The 15665-nt window shown below is 66.3% G+C and carries 15 protein-coding genes; 9 read left to right on the forward strand and 6 right to left on the reverse strand.

Annotated elements, in window-relative coordinates:
* Window positions 1-368 precede the first annotated feature (368 nt).
* On the reverse strand, window positions 369-1097 hold the full coding sequence (locus tag VF092_18420; protein HEX6749279.1) for a hypothetical protein: 729 nt from the start codon (window positions 1095-1097) through the stop codon (window positions 369-371).
* A 463-nt stretch (window positions 1098-1560) separates the two neighbouring features.
* Window positions 1561-1929, reverse strand: a complete 369-nt coding sequence (locus tag VF092_18425) for a hypothetical protein (GenBank protein ID HEX6749280.1) — start codon at window positions 1927-1929, stop codon at window positions 1561-1563.
* Between the two features lie 394 nt (window positions 1930-2323).
* Between VF092_18425 and VF092_18430 the strand changes: the two genes are divergently transcribed.
* The 8 genes from VF092_18430 (at window position 2324) to VF092_18465 (ending at window position 9298) form a co-directional block, all read left to right on the forward strand.
* Complete coding sequence (locus VF092_18430; protein HEX6749281.1) at window positions 2324-3448, forward strand: hypothetical protein; 1125 nt, start codon at window positions 2324-2326, stop codon at window positions 3446-3448.
* A 1323-nt stretch (window positions 3449-4771) separates the two neighbouring features.
* Entirely contained in the window at window positions 4772-5512 is a 741-nt protein-coding gene (locus VF092_18435) for a hypothetical protein (GenBank protein HEX6749282.1), read from the forward strand.
* Window positions 5509-6216 (forward strand): hypothetical protein, encoded by a 708-nt coding sequence (locus VF092_18440; protein ID HEX6749283.1) that lies wholly within the window; start codon window positions 5509-5511, stop codon window positions 6214-6216. The genes VF092_18435 and VF092_18440 overlap by 4 nt, the downstream gene beginning before the upstream one ends.
* 161 nt (window positions 6217-6377) lie before the next feature.
* Window positions 6378-6704, forward strand: coding sequence for a hypothetical protein (locus tag VF092_18445; protein HEX6749284.1), 327 nt, complete (start codon window positions 6378-6380; stop codon window positions 6702-6704).
* Window positions 6705-6938: 234 nt separating this feature from the next.
* Window positions 6939-7754, forward strand: a complete 816-nt coding sequence (locus tag VF092_18450) for an SDR family oxidoreductase (GenBank protein HEX6749285.1) — start codon at window positions 6939-6941, stop codon at window positions 7752-7754.
* 66 nt (window positions 7755-7820) lie between these two features.
* Window positions 7821-8204: a hypothetical protein gene (locus VF092_18455; GenBank protein ID HEX6749286.1), complete on the forward strand. Its 384-nt coding sequence runs from the start codon at window positions 7821-7823 to the stop codon at window positions 8202-8204.
* Between the two features lie 75 nt (window positions 8205-8279).
* Window positions 8280-8864 (forward strand): hypothetical protein, encoded by a 585-nt coding sequence (locus tag VF092_18460; protein HEX6749287.1) that lies wholly within the window; start codon window positions 8280-8282, stop codon window positions 8862-8864.
* 260 nt (window positions 8865-9124) lie between these two features.
* Window positions 9125-9298: a hypothetical protein gene (locus VF092_18465; protein ID HEX6749288.1), complete on the forward strand. Its 174-nt coding sequence runs from the start codon at window positions 9125-9127 to the stop codon at window positions 9296-9298.
* 118 nt (window positions 9299-9416) lie between these two features.
* Here VF092_18465 and VF092_18470 read toward each other — a convergent pair whose 3' ends face one another.
* The 3 genes from VF092_18470 to VF092_18480 form a co-directional block, all read right to left on the reverse strand.
* Window positions 9417-9809, reverse strand: a complete 393-nt coding sequence (locus tag VF092_18470; GenBank protein HEX6749289.1) for a plastocyanin/azurin family copper-binding protein — start codon at window positions 9807-9809, stop codon at window positions 9417-9419.
* On the reverse strand, window positions 9806-10897 hold the full coding sequence (locus VF092_18475; GenBank protein ID HEX6749290.1) for a cupredoxin family copper-binding protein: 1092 nt from the start codon (window positions 10895-10897) through the stop codon (window positions 9806-9808). The genes VF092_18470 and VF092_18475 overlap by 4 nt, the downstream gene beginning before the upstream one ends.
* 111 nt (window positions 10898-11008) lie before the next feature.
* A complete protein-coding gene (locus VF092_18480) occupies window positions 11009-11458 on the reverse strand; it encodes a plastocyanin/azurin family copper-binding protein (protein ID HEX6749291.1) in 450 nt (149 codons plus the stop codon).
* Between the two features lie 382 nt (window positions 11459-11840).
* Here VF092_18480 and VF092_18485 point away from each other — a divergent pair, with 382 nt between their 5' ends.
* A complete protein-coding gene (locus VF092_18485; protein ID HEX6749292.1) occupies window positions 11841-13199 on the forward strand; it encodes a Fic family protein in 1359 nt (452 codons plus the stop codon).
* 66 nt (window positions 13200-13265) lie between these two features.
* Here VF092_18485 and gcvP read toward each other — a convergent pair.
* Window positions 13266-15665 (reverse strand): aminomethyl-transferring glycine dehydrogenase (gene gcvP, locus VF092_18490; GenBank protein ID HEX6749293.1); only part of this gene is annotated, 2400 nt, incomplete at its 5' end.

A 15665-nucleotide genomic window follows, 5' to 3' on the forward strand; every position in this document is an offset into this window, starting at 1 on the left:
TGCGTCTTGAGTCGCGAACGGTAAGCTAGCTTATCCCAAAATCGTCCGCTCGCCGTAACAACCCGGACAGGGTGCATCGTAGCTCATATGCATGCGCATATCAAAGTCTCCACGGGTGAACATCGGAGTTTGGTGTCCACAGATCCGGCAGATCCGGTCATCTTGAGTGACAAAACAGGTCGATGCTACGATGGTTGTTAACTCACCGCGCGTGAGCCCTGCTGCTACGGCCAGATCCTCAGTACGATGGCGGAATGGCCGACGTTTACTCGGACGGTCGGGATGTTCCCAGTACAGCTTGCACAGGTCTGAGGCTTCGGGTGGTGAATCGGGCAGGAGATGTACATGCAGGCGCTTCATATAGCGGCTTAGTCTCGCGTGGGTTCGTCAATCCAGTTGCTGGAAAGATCGCCAGCAGTCGCACCTGGGGGAGCGTTTTCACATAAATACTGCTCCATCGTTTGAATATTCCGGACAGCAAGATCCAAGCGGGATCGTTCAGGAGAATACACAGCTTCAAAGCCGGTTTTGCCGCGACGGACAATTTCGCGGCCCTGTTTGATTGCGACCAACACTGGATATGCAGTGACAACGGAACACGTGTGGCCAGTCGCGCCCACTTCAACCATCGCATCACGCGCCTTCCGGGGACCGACGCCAACCAGAACCACGTGAAAAGGACGGGAGACGCTATTCAGGATCGCTAGAAGCCCAGCCATCTCAGAGCCGAATGCCCGTTTGTCCTTCGTGCGTGAGAAATCCCGGGAAACCACCCGCACGTTCGGATTTGCTTCCAGCCATTCAGTCCAGCGACCCGCATCGTCGGTGGAGCGCCAGTAGATATTAGGAATTGCAGCAAGTTCGGTCGAAGCAATCTCTTCGATCACCCGATGGTGGCGGAGAAGCATGCAGACGTTGTGAGAGCCCGGTTTCCGCTCCTCCGAGGTAATCGAAAAAGTCGGCCCTGTAACCGCAGAAAATCCACCCAATACCAGGCGCGCGAAAAAAGCTCTTCGCTGCATTCCCCAAAACCCCTCAAGAAGCCCGTCACGCCCATTAAGAACAGCTAGTATCCTCGTTCCATCAGCGATGCGCAACGCGGTCCGTACAACGTCAGGGGATTGGAGAAAAGGGCGGGCATCCACTGGCCCGTTAACATGTCTAGTGAATAGGGTCTTGGCATCGGCCCCTACCCATTTTACGGACAGGCGATGGCCGACACTGAGTTCGTTAGTGCGTGTGGGAATGAAGATTGGAAGCTGGTGCGGAAGTGGAACGGAAGGGATCGCAAGCAAGTCAAGCGGAAGTCCTGCTTCGATGTGAGCGAGAAAATCATCTGCTCCATCCGCACGAAACAAATTCTTCCGCTCGCGACAGATCACCCGGCATTTGTGGCACTGGTGGCGCCTGCCCGGCTCGCTCCATACACACCCGCACGGAGCCGCGCTAGATCCGCCGCACTGATCCCACAGCAGGCATTCGGAAGGACAAGTCCTTTCCCAAAGGGAAAAGTTCAATCCCGCCTCGAACACCGGAAGCCGCTTGTGCACTACAGAATGCCTAGTTCAGATGGACACGCGCTTTCAATGGGTTGGTATCCAGCGCGGTGATGCGACCTGAGTTGTAGCCGCGATCTGAAACCCTCGCCCGATATGCGGGGGGAATGTCCCCAAGCCGTCCGGCTGTTGCGTGAACCTCTAAACCCGCATTGGTGACGACCACGCGGACAGGTTGATCCACGGAACACCGGCCATGGACGGAGGCATCAATTCGGACCAATGCGACGGAGAGCCCAGCGTCCGGCGAACCACCGCCGTTCCCACCGTTTCCATCACCGCTGCCATCAGAGATGATGCGTGATTTCCGCTCCCCATCAACTTGAACGGTTTTCGGCTGCCCTTGGTCTTTGTCTTTTCGCCCCTTACCCATGGATCACTCCTCCAGGCTGGAAGCAAATGCGGACGAATGGTGGTGCGGAACTGAGAATATGAACACACCGAAGACTTACCGCAACCCCAGTCCTTCAACTTGTTATTCCATAGGACGATTCCAAGAGTCCGATGGCTAGAGGTTCGCGTCTTGATTAGATCGTAGGTGGAACGTGGCGCTTTACACCCGCCCGTATTATCCTGTCGCCTAAAGTGTCTATCTTTCGCGAGTTTATCCCCATCGTGAAAGCATGTCGCGTCAGAGTCCAGCCGAAAAACCGCGTCCATTCAGGCCGCCGATTGCACCCCCCGCTCCCCGACCGTCGGCAGGCCTCGGGATCCCGCAGGAGCTACCAACCCCGCTGGGTGCCGTGCTCTTTAGGGCCGTTAGGGACGTGCAGCAATGCACCGACACGCCGCCGGACGAGCGCCAACGGCTGATTCGACCGCCCACAGCCGAAGTGCAGGAGCGCTTTGCGTCCGCTCTGCTGGAAGCGCCGGAACTGGCCGGACCGCTGGCTACCTTCGCGGCCTTGCTTCGTGCGCCGGGATCGGTCGACGCGGCAGAGCTGGCCGGAGCGTGCCACGTCGTGTACGAGTGGGCCGACGCGAAGGGGTACAAGCGGACCGCGCTGCATTTCGCCGAAGCCGCTGCCTATGCAGACCCGGCGGACGCTGCGCGTGCGAACTTCGCTGCACGCACCGCCCGCCGCGCATTGGAGAAGCAGCGCGCCACCGATTGGTACGCGCGGGCCTACAAGCTCGCGACAAGCGCCGTCAACCGCCGCGAGGCGATTTACGCGCTGCTTGGCTACGGCACGATGATGAAGGATGCAGGCAACTACGAGGAGGCCCGTAAGGCATTCGAGCGCGGAGCGCGGCGGGCCACGACCACGCACCGCAGGAGAGAGGCGGCGGAAGCCTATCACGATCTGCTCGCGCTGGCTTTGGAGCAGAGAAAGCTAAAGCTCGCGGAGATGTATGCGCGCAAGGCACTGTGGGTTTATCCCGTGCGGCACCCGCGCTTTCCTGCTCTCGCGTATGATGTTGCGTTTCTCCTGCTCCTCCGCTCGCACTTCTCGGCTGCGGTTACGATTCTGGATCGAACCGTTCCGATCATCGCGCGGCTGGAAGAGCGTGCGTTGGTGCTCTCCGCCCTGGCGTGGGGCGCCGGGGCGGCCGGGTGGACGACCCGGCGCAAGGAAGCGCAGCGCCAGACGCTTGAACTGGTAGCGGTGCACGACGACTACGCGCCGGGCGTCTACATCCATCTCGCGGACGCATGCCGTGCGGAGCGGGATTGGGTGCAGGCGACCACGTTTGTTGCGCTGGCGCAAGAACTCGCCGTCGCGCGGGAGGAACCCGGCCTCGCTCAGGTTGCGTTATCACTACGCGCGGCGATCGAGCGGCGCGAGGAGCACCCGCCCGAGCTTCCCGAGACAGAGGCGAGCGCGGCGCTCCTGCGCAGCATCATTGTGCGTTTCGGGAAGTGGAAGCCTCCGCAGAGCGGCGGATCATAGGCTCAGTGCCCGGAGCCTAGCGTCTGCCCTCCGAACGCCGATGTTGATCCTGAATCAGCGGCCACCGTCGAACTAGAGGCGGTGGCCATCGTGCTTCCGCCGCCGTCCCGGTGACCGGAGCCGAGCGTCTGACCGGTGTCGAACCGGGGCGCGGTCGCGTGTGATGCGTCAACCGCAACGGGTGAGGACGAGCATCCGGCGAGGCCTGCCGCAAACGCAGCAGAAAGCAGTAGGGAGCGGAGTTTGAGCATGGTTCGCCATCCCGGAAATGTGGTGGAAAAAGACGGAAGGAGCGAACCCAATCTAGAAATGGCACACGTATAACGCCACGAACGCGGACTGCTTTTTCCCGCCACGGCTACGGGCGGCGCTCAGCTACAAGAGGCGTGTACACTCCGCGCATGCGCTCGCTCGCCCTTCCTTCGCCGTCACCGGAATCCGCCTCCCGGCCGACAAGTGGCCGCCAGACTCTCGGCAGCAATCACGACGCACCACAGCGGCCGTTAGCGTCACTGCCTGACGCGGCGGACCTTGAAGGGTTCCGTGGGGGCGAGTTGTGGCCGGTCTGGTGGAACGTCTTCAAGGATCGGTGCGCGGAGCTGGGTTCCGGCGAGGCTGCGAAGACCGCCGGGCGGCTGATTCACCACGTGGAAACGGGGTGGGGGGCCATCAGCGAATTACAGCTCGCGTGCGAGCGGCAACGCGGACACGCCGTCTCGGAAGGTGACCGCCTATCGCACTTTCTCGCGTACCTGGAGAGCGATGTAGTCACGGCTTTCGTGGCGTGCACGGAGGCTGTGACCGGGTGCCTCCGACCGGCGGAGCTATCAGGCGAGGGCGATGATTCGTCCGCCTGTGGACTGGCAGCGCGGTTTGACCGGGGGCTTGCCGTTGCGGCTCTTGCCGCGCAGGCAAGCGACTTGAGTCCGTCTTTCCGAACCGCTGTAACAGCCGTCGCCGACGCTCTTGTCGATTGGGGCGCCGAAGTGTGCACCCTTCTCTCCGCACTCACCCGGATAACCGTTGGCACTGCTGGGTGACCTCCCCCGACCCGCCACGCTCCCGTCCCTCCCCAGTCCGTCAAGCGTGCTGTTCAGAGGAGCGGCTTGGCCCGCTCTATCGTTCCCTCCCACAACGCGGGAGCTGTCGCCGGAGCGGTTCTCCCGGTTCGCCGGGTACGCCGAAACGCGGTGAGGTGATAACCGATCCGAAATCGTCTGCGGGGTATGTCCGAGCCTCGACAGGCGTTCACCTCGGGTGGCAGCTCCCCCCTTTCATTGGGAACGATTGGCGGGGGGTATCTACGTGGGAGCACAGCGCGTAGTGAGCGAGGAGCGGCAGGCTGCCGCGCTCGCTTTCTTCGTGGGGCTGGTGAGGCACGATGCGGGATACCTGGTGCGCGGCCAGCGGGGGTGGGCGCACCATGAGGACGTGCAGCTCGGCACCCGCGTTTACCGTTGCTCGGAGGTGTGCGACACGCTGCTAGGACGGCGGATGCTGGTGCGGGAACTCGCCAGCTCCCCACCGCACGCAGCAGTCCCCGTCTATGTCTACCGGGTCACGGAGAAAGGCATGGCGGCGCACGCGGAAAGTACCGGTGCGGCGCTGCCGCTGCTTCCGCCCCTCGGGCCAGCGGACCCGGGGCGTCCGATCTACGCGCCCACGGGCGCGCGGTGGGTGCTCGACTCGTTACGGGATGCGGTCACGACGGGTGCCGGGCGGGGTCGGATTCCGAACGAATGCGGTTGGCTAACAGCGGTTGAAATCCGCAAGCCGCTGGACACGTGGAACGAGCGATACGGCAGGCCGGGACGGTTCCGCACCTTCGATGATGCCACGATAGCCGCGATGGTGAACGCCGGTCTGGTCGAGCGGCAACACGTACGAGTTGATTGGGGCCGCGAAAGGCCGCTGGTGGTCTACCGGGCGACGGAGTTTGGCCGAGCGGCGCCCCTCTTGGAATGGTCGGGGCCGGAATGTGACGAAACCGCGCCGGGCAAGGAACTGCTGCGCGCCTTGGCGAGTTGCGGGCGTGCGCTCGTCCTCGGGAGCCTCAGCGCGTGAGGCGCGCCGGGCGCGATCCCGGCGAACGGCGCGAACGCGCGCTGACCTTTCTGGCGCAGCTCGCGGTGTTGAACGCCGGATACCGCGCACACGGGGTGTGCGGCTGGGCGCACCCGGACGACTTCAGCCTTCTGGCGGGCCCGTACGACTGGCCCGGCCTGCTGGGTGAACTGGCGCACGCGGGCGCGGCCGATGCTGCGGCGGCACGCGGGCCGGGGGTGGACCAGACCACGCAGCTATACCGGATTTCACCGGCCGGGATGCGGGAAGTAGCTCGTACGCTGGGCGAGGCGGCACCGGACGTTCCGCAGCCTGCACCCACAGAGGGAACGAGCGGGTTGTATGTCTCGGCGGGCGCGCGGTGGGCGCTGGACGTGTTGCGGGATACCTGCCGGGATGGGACCGGCCCCGTGGGGCTCACGGGTGTCCGTGACCGGATCGGCGAAAAGTACGGGCATTGTCGGCCTACCTCCCGCATCGTACTCGCGTCGGACCTGCACGCCTTGGTGTCCGCCGGGTTGGCTGAGCGCGCACGTTGGCCCCTCTATGGCTGCGACGCGTTCGTAGTGACGTGCGCCGGTTGGACGGCCGAACCGTTGGCGTGGCACGGCTATCACCCGGAAGCTGAGATTTTCACCGAGCACGGGGGTGGACCGCTGCTGAACGTCTGCCCGCGAATGTGGCGCTATAGCAGTTATTGGTAAGGCGGTTCACACCCTACGGCGGGCGAGCGGGGGGCTTGTCCCCCCCGAGCCCGCCTTTCCGATTTTTTTGATTGTTCCCTAGCTACCCGGATCACAGTGCACCAGCTTACACGCGAACGCACACAGCACCGTGGACCTGACCCCCTAAGAGCGAAGGTATTATGGACAACCTGACGCTGTTTGACACCCATCTACGGAAGGTGCTGAGTGCACGCCACATCCCGGTGAGTGATTTCGCTAGCGATTCATTTCTTCCGCCAGCATTGAGATGGAGAGTCGGCCCGCCCGGCGAGTCGGCTCACTTCGTGGTGGTGTCGGAGGAAGCAATCCGATACGGAACGGATCTCGTCGCCTCGCTACGTAGGTTGATGCAGCAGTTCAATTGGCCCGGAAACGTGCAGGAGCACGCAGGCAAAGCCTTCGTGCTCCTATCGGACGGCTCCGTGCGCGAAGACAGCGTCTCCAATTTTCCGCCTGATCCGACCTGAAACCAACGCGGGCTCTGCTGTCTGTTTCGCTGTCGGTTGTAGCCGCAAGATGCTCGGATCGGCTTGGGATCGTGTGCAGGTTGCGCGCGCACACCTAGGAATTACGCCGTTTCCGTGCATCTTGCTGCGTTCAGCCGTGTTCGCGTAATCTGCGAGGCTTTCCGTAGTTGTCGATGCGGCTTCAGCCGCCGGCATCGAAGGACGATCGTTTACCGTCGGACGCGGGAGGGCGGGATGGCTGCGAGAGATGCGAAGCGCGGAGCGGCGGTCGTCACCGGCGCGTCCGGCGGCATCGGCGAGGAGCTGGCGAAGCTGTTCGCGGCGGACGGGTACGATCTCGTCCTGGTCGCGCGCAGCCGCGAGGGGCTGGACCGCGTGGGCGCGGAGATGAAGGCGCGGCACGGCGTCGGCTTCCTCTCCGTCCCCGCGGACCTGAGCGACCCCGCCGGGCCCGACGCCGTCCTCGCCGCCGTGCGCGAGGCGGGGCTGGAGGTGGCGGCGCTGGTCAACAACGCCGGGTTCGGGATGCACGGCGCCTTCGCGCCGGTGGAGGGCGAGCGGGTGATCGAGCTCGAGCGCGAGCTGGACATGATCCAGCTGAACGTGGCCGCGCTCACCCACCTCACGAAGCTCTTCCTGCCGGAGATGGTGGCGCGAAAGCGGGGACGCGTGCTCAACGTCGCATCGACGGCGGCGTTCCAGCCGGGGCCGTTCATGGCCGTCTACTACGCCACCAAGGCCTACGTCCTCTCCTTCTCCGAGGCCGTGGCGATGGAGCTGAAGGGCACCGGCGTCACCATCACCACCCTCTGCCCCGGCCCCACGCACACCGGCTTCCAGAAGCACGCCGACATGGAGGCCACGCGCCTGTTCCACTCGCCGCTGGTGATGGACGCGCCGGAGGTGGCGCGCATCGGCTACCGCGCGATGATGCGCGGCAAGCGCGTGGTGGTCGCCGGCACGCTGAACAAGCTGCTGGCCGTGGGAACGCGCCTGGTGCCGCGCTCCGTCTCCGCGAAGATCGTGGAGATGGGGCATGCGGAGGCGTGACCGGACGCCGCGTGGGGCGATCTCCCGCTTGCACGAGTCCGCGTGCCTCGTAGCTTTCGTCGCATGATGCCGCGCGTCTCCGCCGCCGCCCGGGCGATCTTCGCCCTCGTCCTCCTGCTCTCCACGAGCACGGCGGGATGGGCGGCCGCGTGCGCCCGCGCGCCGGAAACGCCGTCGCCGCACGCGATGCACGCGGGGATGCACCACGGCGGCCACGGCGCGATGCATCACTCCGCCCCGCCCGCGCCCGAGAATCGCCCCACCCGCAACGATGGACCCGAGTGCCCGCTGCTGGCGATGACCGGCGGCAGCTGCATCGGCGCGGCGCACCTTCCGTCGATCGTCTCCGCGCCGACCGCCCTCGTCGGCGCCGATGACGGGTACCCGCCCGCGGCTGCCGTGCGCGACCGCCTCCTCGCCGCCTCGCTCTTCCATCCCCCGAAGGCCTGACGAAGCCTCGTATCACTCGACCGGGCATCTCCGCCCGGCGGGCTTCGTCGAACTGATTTTCCTGGAGATGGAAAGATGAGAACCATCCTCGGCGCCTGTGCGCTGATGCTGGCCCTGGCCGCGCCTGCCGTGGCCCAGCAGCACGGCGACCACGGCGATCACATGGCGATGGTGCAGCCCGGCACGCACGCCGCGCTGATGCACCGCCAGGAGCTGGGCCTGTCCGCCGACCAGGTGGCGCGGCTGACGGCGGCGGATGCGGAGTTCGTGCGGGCGATGCGCGAGCACTGCGCGCAGGTCCGCGCGGCTGGCGGCCACAACGCGCAGACGCACGCCACCATGCACGAGCAGATGACGACGATGCACGGCTCGTCGCGGCGGCAGGCGGAGGCGATCCTGACCGCCGATCAACGCGCGAAGCTGGACGGCATCCACGCCGCGCACCACCGCTCGATGGCCGGCCACGACATGGCGGCGATGCACCACGACTCGGCGGCGCACCACGACATGGCCGCGATGCACGCGCAGCACGGCGGCGCTGCGCCCTCGTGCTCCGCGAACGGCGCCTGCACCTCGCAGGAGTGCGCCGACTGCTGCAAGGAGATGGGTTGCTGCGCCGCGGAAGGCGAGCACGGAGAGCACGCCCACCACGGCTCGTGACGTCCTGACCGCCGGATAATCGAGAGCCCGTCCTCCAGCCGGAGGGCGGGCTCTCTCGCTGTCCGGAAGCCCCAAGGACGAGGATCACACGGAGGAAACGGAGGGAACGGAGGGAACGGAGGACTGCCATTCCATCTCTTCCTCCGTTCCCTCCGTTCCCTCCGTGTGATCTCATTCTTTCAGGTGTTTTATCTAACTCATTGCAGGCACGCAACATGCAAGCTCCTCACGGCCAACCTCGGCAGAAAGAGGAGGCGCAGATGAGCATCAGGCGAACGTTGATTCTGGCGGCGGCGAGCGCGGGATTCCTGGGCGCGGCGGCGGGGTGCAGCGGCGGCTCGCCCACGGGCGCCACGCCGATGGACATCGCCGATCCGCCGGTGCGCGACACCTCGGGGTTCATCCCGCCCGCGCCGCCGCTGACGACGCCGTAACGCATACGCAGAACGGGGCGCCGCGGCGGATTTCCGCCTTAGCGCCCCGCATCATCCCGCCCCCCGCAGGCGCCGCCCCCGCCTGCGGGAGCGGGATGCCTGCTTTCTGCCGATCTCCCTACTGCACCACCACCGTCCCCTGCATGAAGGGGTGCGGCGTGCAGTGATAGCCGGACGTGCCTGCCGCGGCGAAGGTGTGCTGGAAGGTGGCGAAGCGCGCCAGCAGCCCCGAGTCCCACGCGGGCGTGTTGGACGTGCTGGAGTGCTGCGTGCTGGCCGCGCTGCAGTTCACCCAGGTGACGGTGGTGCCCGGCGCCACGTTCAGGTTCGACGGAGAGAAGCCGAAGTCCACGATCCGCACCACGTTGGCGGGCTGGGTGCCGGTGCACAGCTCCTCGCCGGTGGGCGCGGTGACCTGCACGTGCTCGCTGAAGCAGCCGCCCAGCCCGGCCACCGTCACCAGCGCGGCGAAGGCCGCGCACGCGAAGGAATAGCTCGCTCGCAGGTTCATTTGACCACCACCGTTCCCTTCATGAAGGGGTGCGGAGTGCAGTGGAAGGCGTAGGTGCCCGGCCGCAGGAAGGTGTGCCGCCAGCTGTTTCCCGAGCCGATCAGCCCCGACTGGAACGACCCGTCGTCGGCGGTGACGGAGTGCTGCAGCGGGTCGTTGTTGGTCCACTCCACCGTGGTCCCCGCCTCGATTTCAATGCGCGCCGGCACGAACGCCAGGTTGCGCATCCCCGCCTTCACGATCCTGCCCGTCCCCTGCGCCGAGTCCACGTCGGCGGTCGGCCCCGCGGGGGGCGGCAGCTCCGTGGCCCCGTGCGCCCCGCTGCCGAACCAGCGCGTCAGCGTCAGCGGGACGGTGAACTCGAAGCCGTAGCGCCGCGTGCTCTCGCCGCGCGACAGCCCCTGCAGCGTGTACGCGTTGGTGTTGGCGGCGTGGATGGAGAGAGTGTGCGGCGAGCCGGGGATGGCCAGGTGCACCCCCGCGCTCCACGCCACGTGCTCGCTGGTGTCGCGGTCGAAGAGCGTGGCCACGTCCCCCGCCAGCGCGAAGTAGCGTGAGATGCGCAGCGTTCCCCCGCCGGCCACGGCCCATTTCCGCTCGCCGTCGTCCAGCGGCGTGTCGGAGAGCGTCCGCCCCGCCGCGATCAGCCGCAGCGGCCCGATCCGCCGCGCCGCGGAGATCTCTCCGTCGACCCCCTTCGCGGCCAGGTTGTACGCCACCTGCCCGGCCAGGTCGAAGGGCGCGCCGCGGTCCTCCTGCAGCGCCGCGTGGCGCAGGAAGATCTCCCACTCGTTGGGGTAGCGCGGCGACAGGTTCGAACTGGTGGCGTACTCCAGGCCGACGAGGGTGCGGAAGGGGAGCCCCGCCGCCAGGGTGAAGGTGGGCACGTTGCTCACCTTCCGCTCGGGCGCGTCGCTGGCGGTGAAGCGGTGCAGGAAGTTGAAGTACAGCTGCCCGCTGCTTCCCACCCACCCGCCGGAGAGGTTGGGGGGGCGGTCCAGCAGCGACTGCGCGCGGCCGCCTGCGGCGCCTGCGCACAGCGCGGCGAGCGCCATGCACGCTGCGCGTACGGAGCGGATGCTCGTCACGTGATTTCGGCTCCTGGGGGTGTGATCACCAGACTTCGACAGGTCCTGCCGGCCCTTCCACACGGGTCGCGACAAGGAGGCGATCAGCCGCCGCCCGCCGCGATTCCCGTCCTACCGCACCACGATCAGCCCCTTCATGGGGTTGGCCATCCCGCCGTTGCGGTCGTACATGTGCGGCACGCAGAAGTAGGGATAGCGCCCCGGCTTCGCGCCCTCGAAGGAGATGGTGTAGCTGGCGTTGGGCTCCGACATGAGTGGCCCCCAGAGCCGCTGGATCTGGTCGGGCATGTTGGTCTCGAGCACGTGGTCCATCCCCGCCGGCAGCGTGGCGGGGTCGAACGACACGTTGTGCGGCCCGCCCGCCACGTTGATGAAGCGCACCCGGTCGCCGGGGTGGATGGTGAGCACCGCCGGCTGGAACTTCGGCACGGGGCCGTCCATCAGCATGCGCACATCGTGCGTCACCGGCGGAGGCGCGGAGGCGCGCACCTCGCCGCGCGGCGCGAAGGCGGCCAGAAGCAGCACGCCGGCGGCCAGCATCGATCCGATCTTCCCGTTCATCGCCTGCTTCTTTCGTCGTGGGGAATTGGGATCTGTCTCACGGGCACCACCACGCGGCTGCGGCGAAGAAGCGGACGCGCGGGTGGATTCGGTGCACGAGACAAAGCACGTCCGGTACCCGATCTTCGTACGCACGCTTTCTCACACCTAAGCCATTGCGGGATGGGATGATGAACGGTGTGGGTGGCAGTTGGATGTTTCCGGAAAACCTGCACCCGTGTCTCGCCCCGCTACACGCTGTTCCGGTCGGGGACAGGGTAGGGATATATGCCCTGACAGTGCGGTAACTACTAATCTTGTACTAACTCTCCCTAATTTAGTAGATTACTCACAACTACTAAATTGGTACGGGTTAGTAGTTCACTAGTACTTCAGGAGTCTGATGAAGATTCCCATGCCTCCGCCTGGTTTCGCAGACCTGCTCAACTCGGTGCGCGCGAATCGCTTGATCGCGAGTATGAGCGCGATTCGCGACGCTGCGACCGAGTACCATCACTGGGATGAGCTACGGCACCGTACCCCGCCAGGCGGCCTGTCGACATCCGAATGGTGGCTCGCCCTGAAGCTGGCACGCAGGTCCGCCAAACGCGAGGTCTCGCTGTTCGATAAAGCGGGGTTTCCCTTCAGCTTCAATCTCCCCGACGAAGTGCTCAGGGATCTGCACTTCATCGATCAGCACGCGGCAGGGCAGATTCAGATCGCCGAGGAAGTAACCAATCCTGCCAGCCGGGATCGTTACATCATCAGCTCGTTGATCGAAGAGGCAATCACCTCCAGTCAACTGGAGGGCGCCTCGACGACGCGAGAGGCAGCTCGCCAGATGCTTCGCTCGGGCAGGGCCCCGTCCACACGGAGCGAGCAGATGATCCTGAACAACTTCCACGCGATGGAGTTCGTCAGGGAGCACGCCGCGAACACGCTCTCGCCCGGAATGGTCTTCGAGCTCCACCGTATCGTCACGGCCGACACGCTCAACGAGCCCGAGAAGGCAGGGCGGTTCCGAGACGAGCAGGACGAGATCGTCGTTCAGGACGAGACCGGGAACGTTCTGCACGTGCCTCCGTCGGCGTCAGAACTGGCCGACAGGTTGAAACGGTTGTGCACCTTCGCCAACGACACCGCGGAGGGGGCCTTCGTACATCCGGTCGTCCGGGCGATGCTGCTGCACTTCACGATCGGCTACGATCACCCGTTCGTCGACGGCAACGGGAGAACCGCGCGGGCGCTGTTCTATTGGGGGATGCTCTCACGAGGCTATTGGCTTGCCGAATACGTCTCGATTTCCCGCATCCTTAAACGCGCGCCGTCTCAGTACGCACGCGCATTCCTGTATCCGGAGACCGATGAAAGCGACCTGACATATTTCCTGCTGCACCAGCTGAGAGTGATGCGCCGGGCGATCGGTGAACTGCAGGAGCACCTGCGGAAGAAGGTGAAGGAAGTTCGCGAGGTCCAGCATCTGTTGCGTGGGGACCAGAGCTTCAATCATCGACAGCTGGCGTTGCTGGGTCACGCGCTGAAGCACGCTGGAAAAACGTACACCATCCAATCCCACCAGCGTAGCCATGGCGTGGTGTACCAGACGGCACGGGCCGACCTGCTGAGCCTGGCCTCCCGCGGCCTCCTCATGCAGCAGAAGGTGGGAAGGGCATTCGTATTCATCGCCCCCACGGATCTCGCCGAACGGCTCGCGAATGTCCGTGTGCCCAGTTCCGACCCGACGACTTCCCTTCCGCCGTGAACGACGAGAGCCCCGTCGACACGACGGGGCCCTCGAGTCACCCTGCTCCAGCGTGATGACCAGGCGCTACGCCGACATCGCCGCGTAGTCCTCGATGGGGACGCAGGCGCAGATCAGGTTGCGGTCGCCGGCGGCGTTGTTCACGCGGCCCACGTGCGGCCAGAACTTGCGCTCGCGCAGCCACGGCGCGGGATACGCCGCCCGCTCGCGCCCGTACGCGTGCTCCCACTCGTCGGCCGTCACCACGCCGGCGGTGTGGGGCGCGTTCTTCAGCGGGTTGTCGTGCCGGTCCAGGATCCCCAGCTCCACCTTGCGGATCTCCTCGCGGATGGCGATCATCGCCTCGCAGAAGCGGTCCAGCTCGGCCAGGCTCTCGCTTTCCGTGGGCTCGATCATCAGCGTCCCCGCCACCGGGAAGGAGACGGTGGGCGCGTGGAAGCCGTAGTCGATCAAGCGCTTGGCCACGTCCTCCACCTCCACCCCCGCGCTCTGCTTCAGGTGCCGCAGGTCCACGATGCACTCGTGCGCCACGGTGCCGTTGGAGCCGCGGTAGAGCACGGGATAGTGCTCCTCCAGCCGCCGGGCGATGTAGTTCGCGTTGAGGATCGCCACCTTCGTGGCCAGCGTGAGCCCCTCCGCCCCCATCAGCTTGATGTAGACGTACGAGATGGGGAGGATGCTCGGGCTCCCCCACGGCCCGGCGGAGACCGCGCCGTGGTCGCCCTGGCCCACGGGGACCACCGGGTGGCCGGGGAGGAACGGGCGCAGGTGCTCGGCCACGCAGATGGGCCCCATCCCCGGCCCGCCGCCGCCGTGCGGGATGCAGAAGGTCTTGTGCAGGTTCAGGTGGCACACGTCGGCGCCGAAGTCGCCCGGGCGGCAGAGCCCCACCTGCGCGTTCATGTTGGCGCCGTCCATGTACACCTGCCCGCCGTGCGCGTGGATCACGTCGCACACCTCGCGGATCCCCTCCTCGAACACGCCGTGGGTCGACGGATAGGTCACCATCAGCGAGGAGAGCCTGTCCGCGTGCTGCGCCGCCTTCGCGCGCAGGTCGGCCAGGTCGATGTTGCCGTCCGGATCCGTCCCCACCACGACGACCTTCATCCCCGCCATCACCGCGCTGGCGGGGTTCGTCCCGTGCGCGGACTGGGGGATCAGGCAGACGTCGCGGTGCCCCTCGCCGCGGCTCTGGTGGTAGGCGTGGATGCAGAGGAGGCCGGCGTACTCGCCCTGCGAGCCGGCGTTGGGCTGCAGCGAGACCGCGGCGAAACCGGTGATCTCGGCCAGGTCGTGCTCCAGCTGCCGGAACATCTCCTGGTACCCCTTCGTCTGCTCCAGCGGCGCGAAGGGGTGGATGCGCCCGAACTCGGGCCAGGAGACGGGGAACATCTCGCTGGTCGCGTTCAGCTTCATCGTGCACGACCCCAGCGGGATCATGCTCTGCGTCAGCGACAGGTCGCGCGACTCCAGCCGGCGGATGTACCGCAGCATCCCCGTCTCGCTGCGGTGCGTGTGAAACACCGGGTGCGCCAGGTACTCGCTGGTGCGCGCGAACGCCGGCGCGATCTCCTCGCTGACCGCGTCCGCCAGCTCGGTGGCCAGGAACGGGAGCGCGGAGCCGCGGTTCAGGGCGACGAGGACGGCGTCCAGGTCCTCGATCCCCACCGTCTCGTCGAAGGCGACGCAGACGGAGCGCTCGTCCAGCGCGCGCAGGTTGTAGCCGCGCTCGCGTGCCGCCGCCATCACCGAGACCAGGCGCGAGCCGACGTCGATCCGCACCGTGTCGAAGAAGGTGTCGTGGACGATGGTGTAGCCCAGCATCCGCGCGCCCTCGGCCAGCATCTCGGCGTACAGGTGCACGCGCCGGGCGATGTCGCGCAGCCCCTGCGGGCCGTGCCACACCGCGTACATCGACGCCATCACCGCCAGCAGCACCTGCGCCGTGCAGATGTTGCTGGTGGCCTTCTCGCGGCGGATGTGCTGCTCGCGCGTCTGCAGCGCCATGCGCAGCGCCGGGTTCCCCTGCGCGTCGGTGGAGATGCCGATGATTCGGCCGGGGATCTGGCGCTTGTACTCGTCGCGGCAGGCGAAGAACGCCGCGTGCGGCCCGCCGAAGCCCAGCGGCACGCCGAAGCGCTGCGAGTTGCCCACCACGATGTCGGCGCCCCACTCGCCCGGAGGCGTGAGCACGGTGAGCGACAGCAGGTCGGCCGCCACGGTCACGATGGCGCCGGCCTGGCGGGCGCGGGCCGTGAGCCCCGCGTGGTCCACCAGCGCGCCGTCGCTGGCCGGGTACTGCAGCAGGATGCCGAAGGCGGTGGAGAAGTCCGCGTCCGCCGCGTCGCCGACAGCCACGTCCACGCCGCGGGCGGCGGCGCGGGTGCGCACCACGTCGATCGTCTGCGGATGGCAGTCACGCGAAACGAAGAAGGTGTTGCGCGACTCCGAGCCCGACACGTGGTA

Origin of the sequence: Longimicrobium sp. (assembly GCA_036377595.1) — a bacterium.
GTDB lineage: Bacteria > Gemmatimonadota > Gemmatimonadetes > Longimicrobiales > Longimicrobiaceae > Longimicrobium.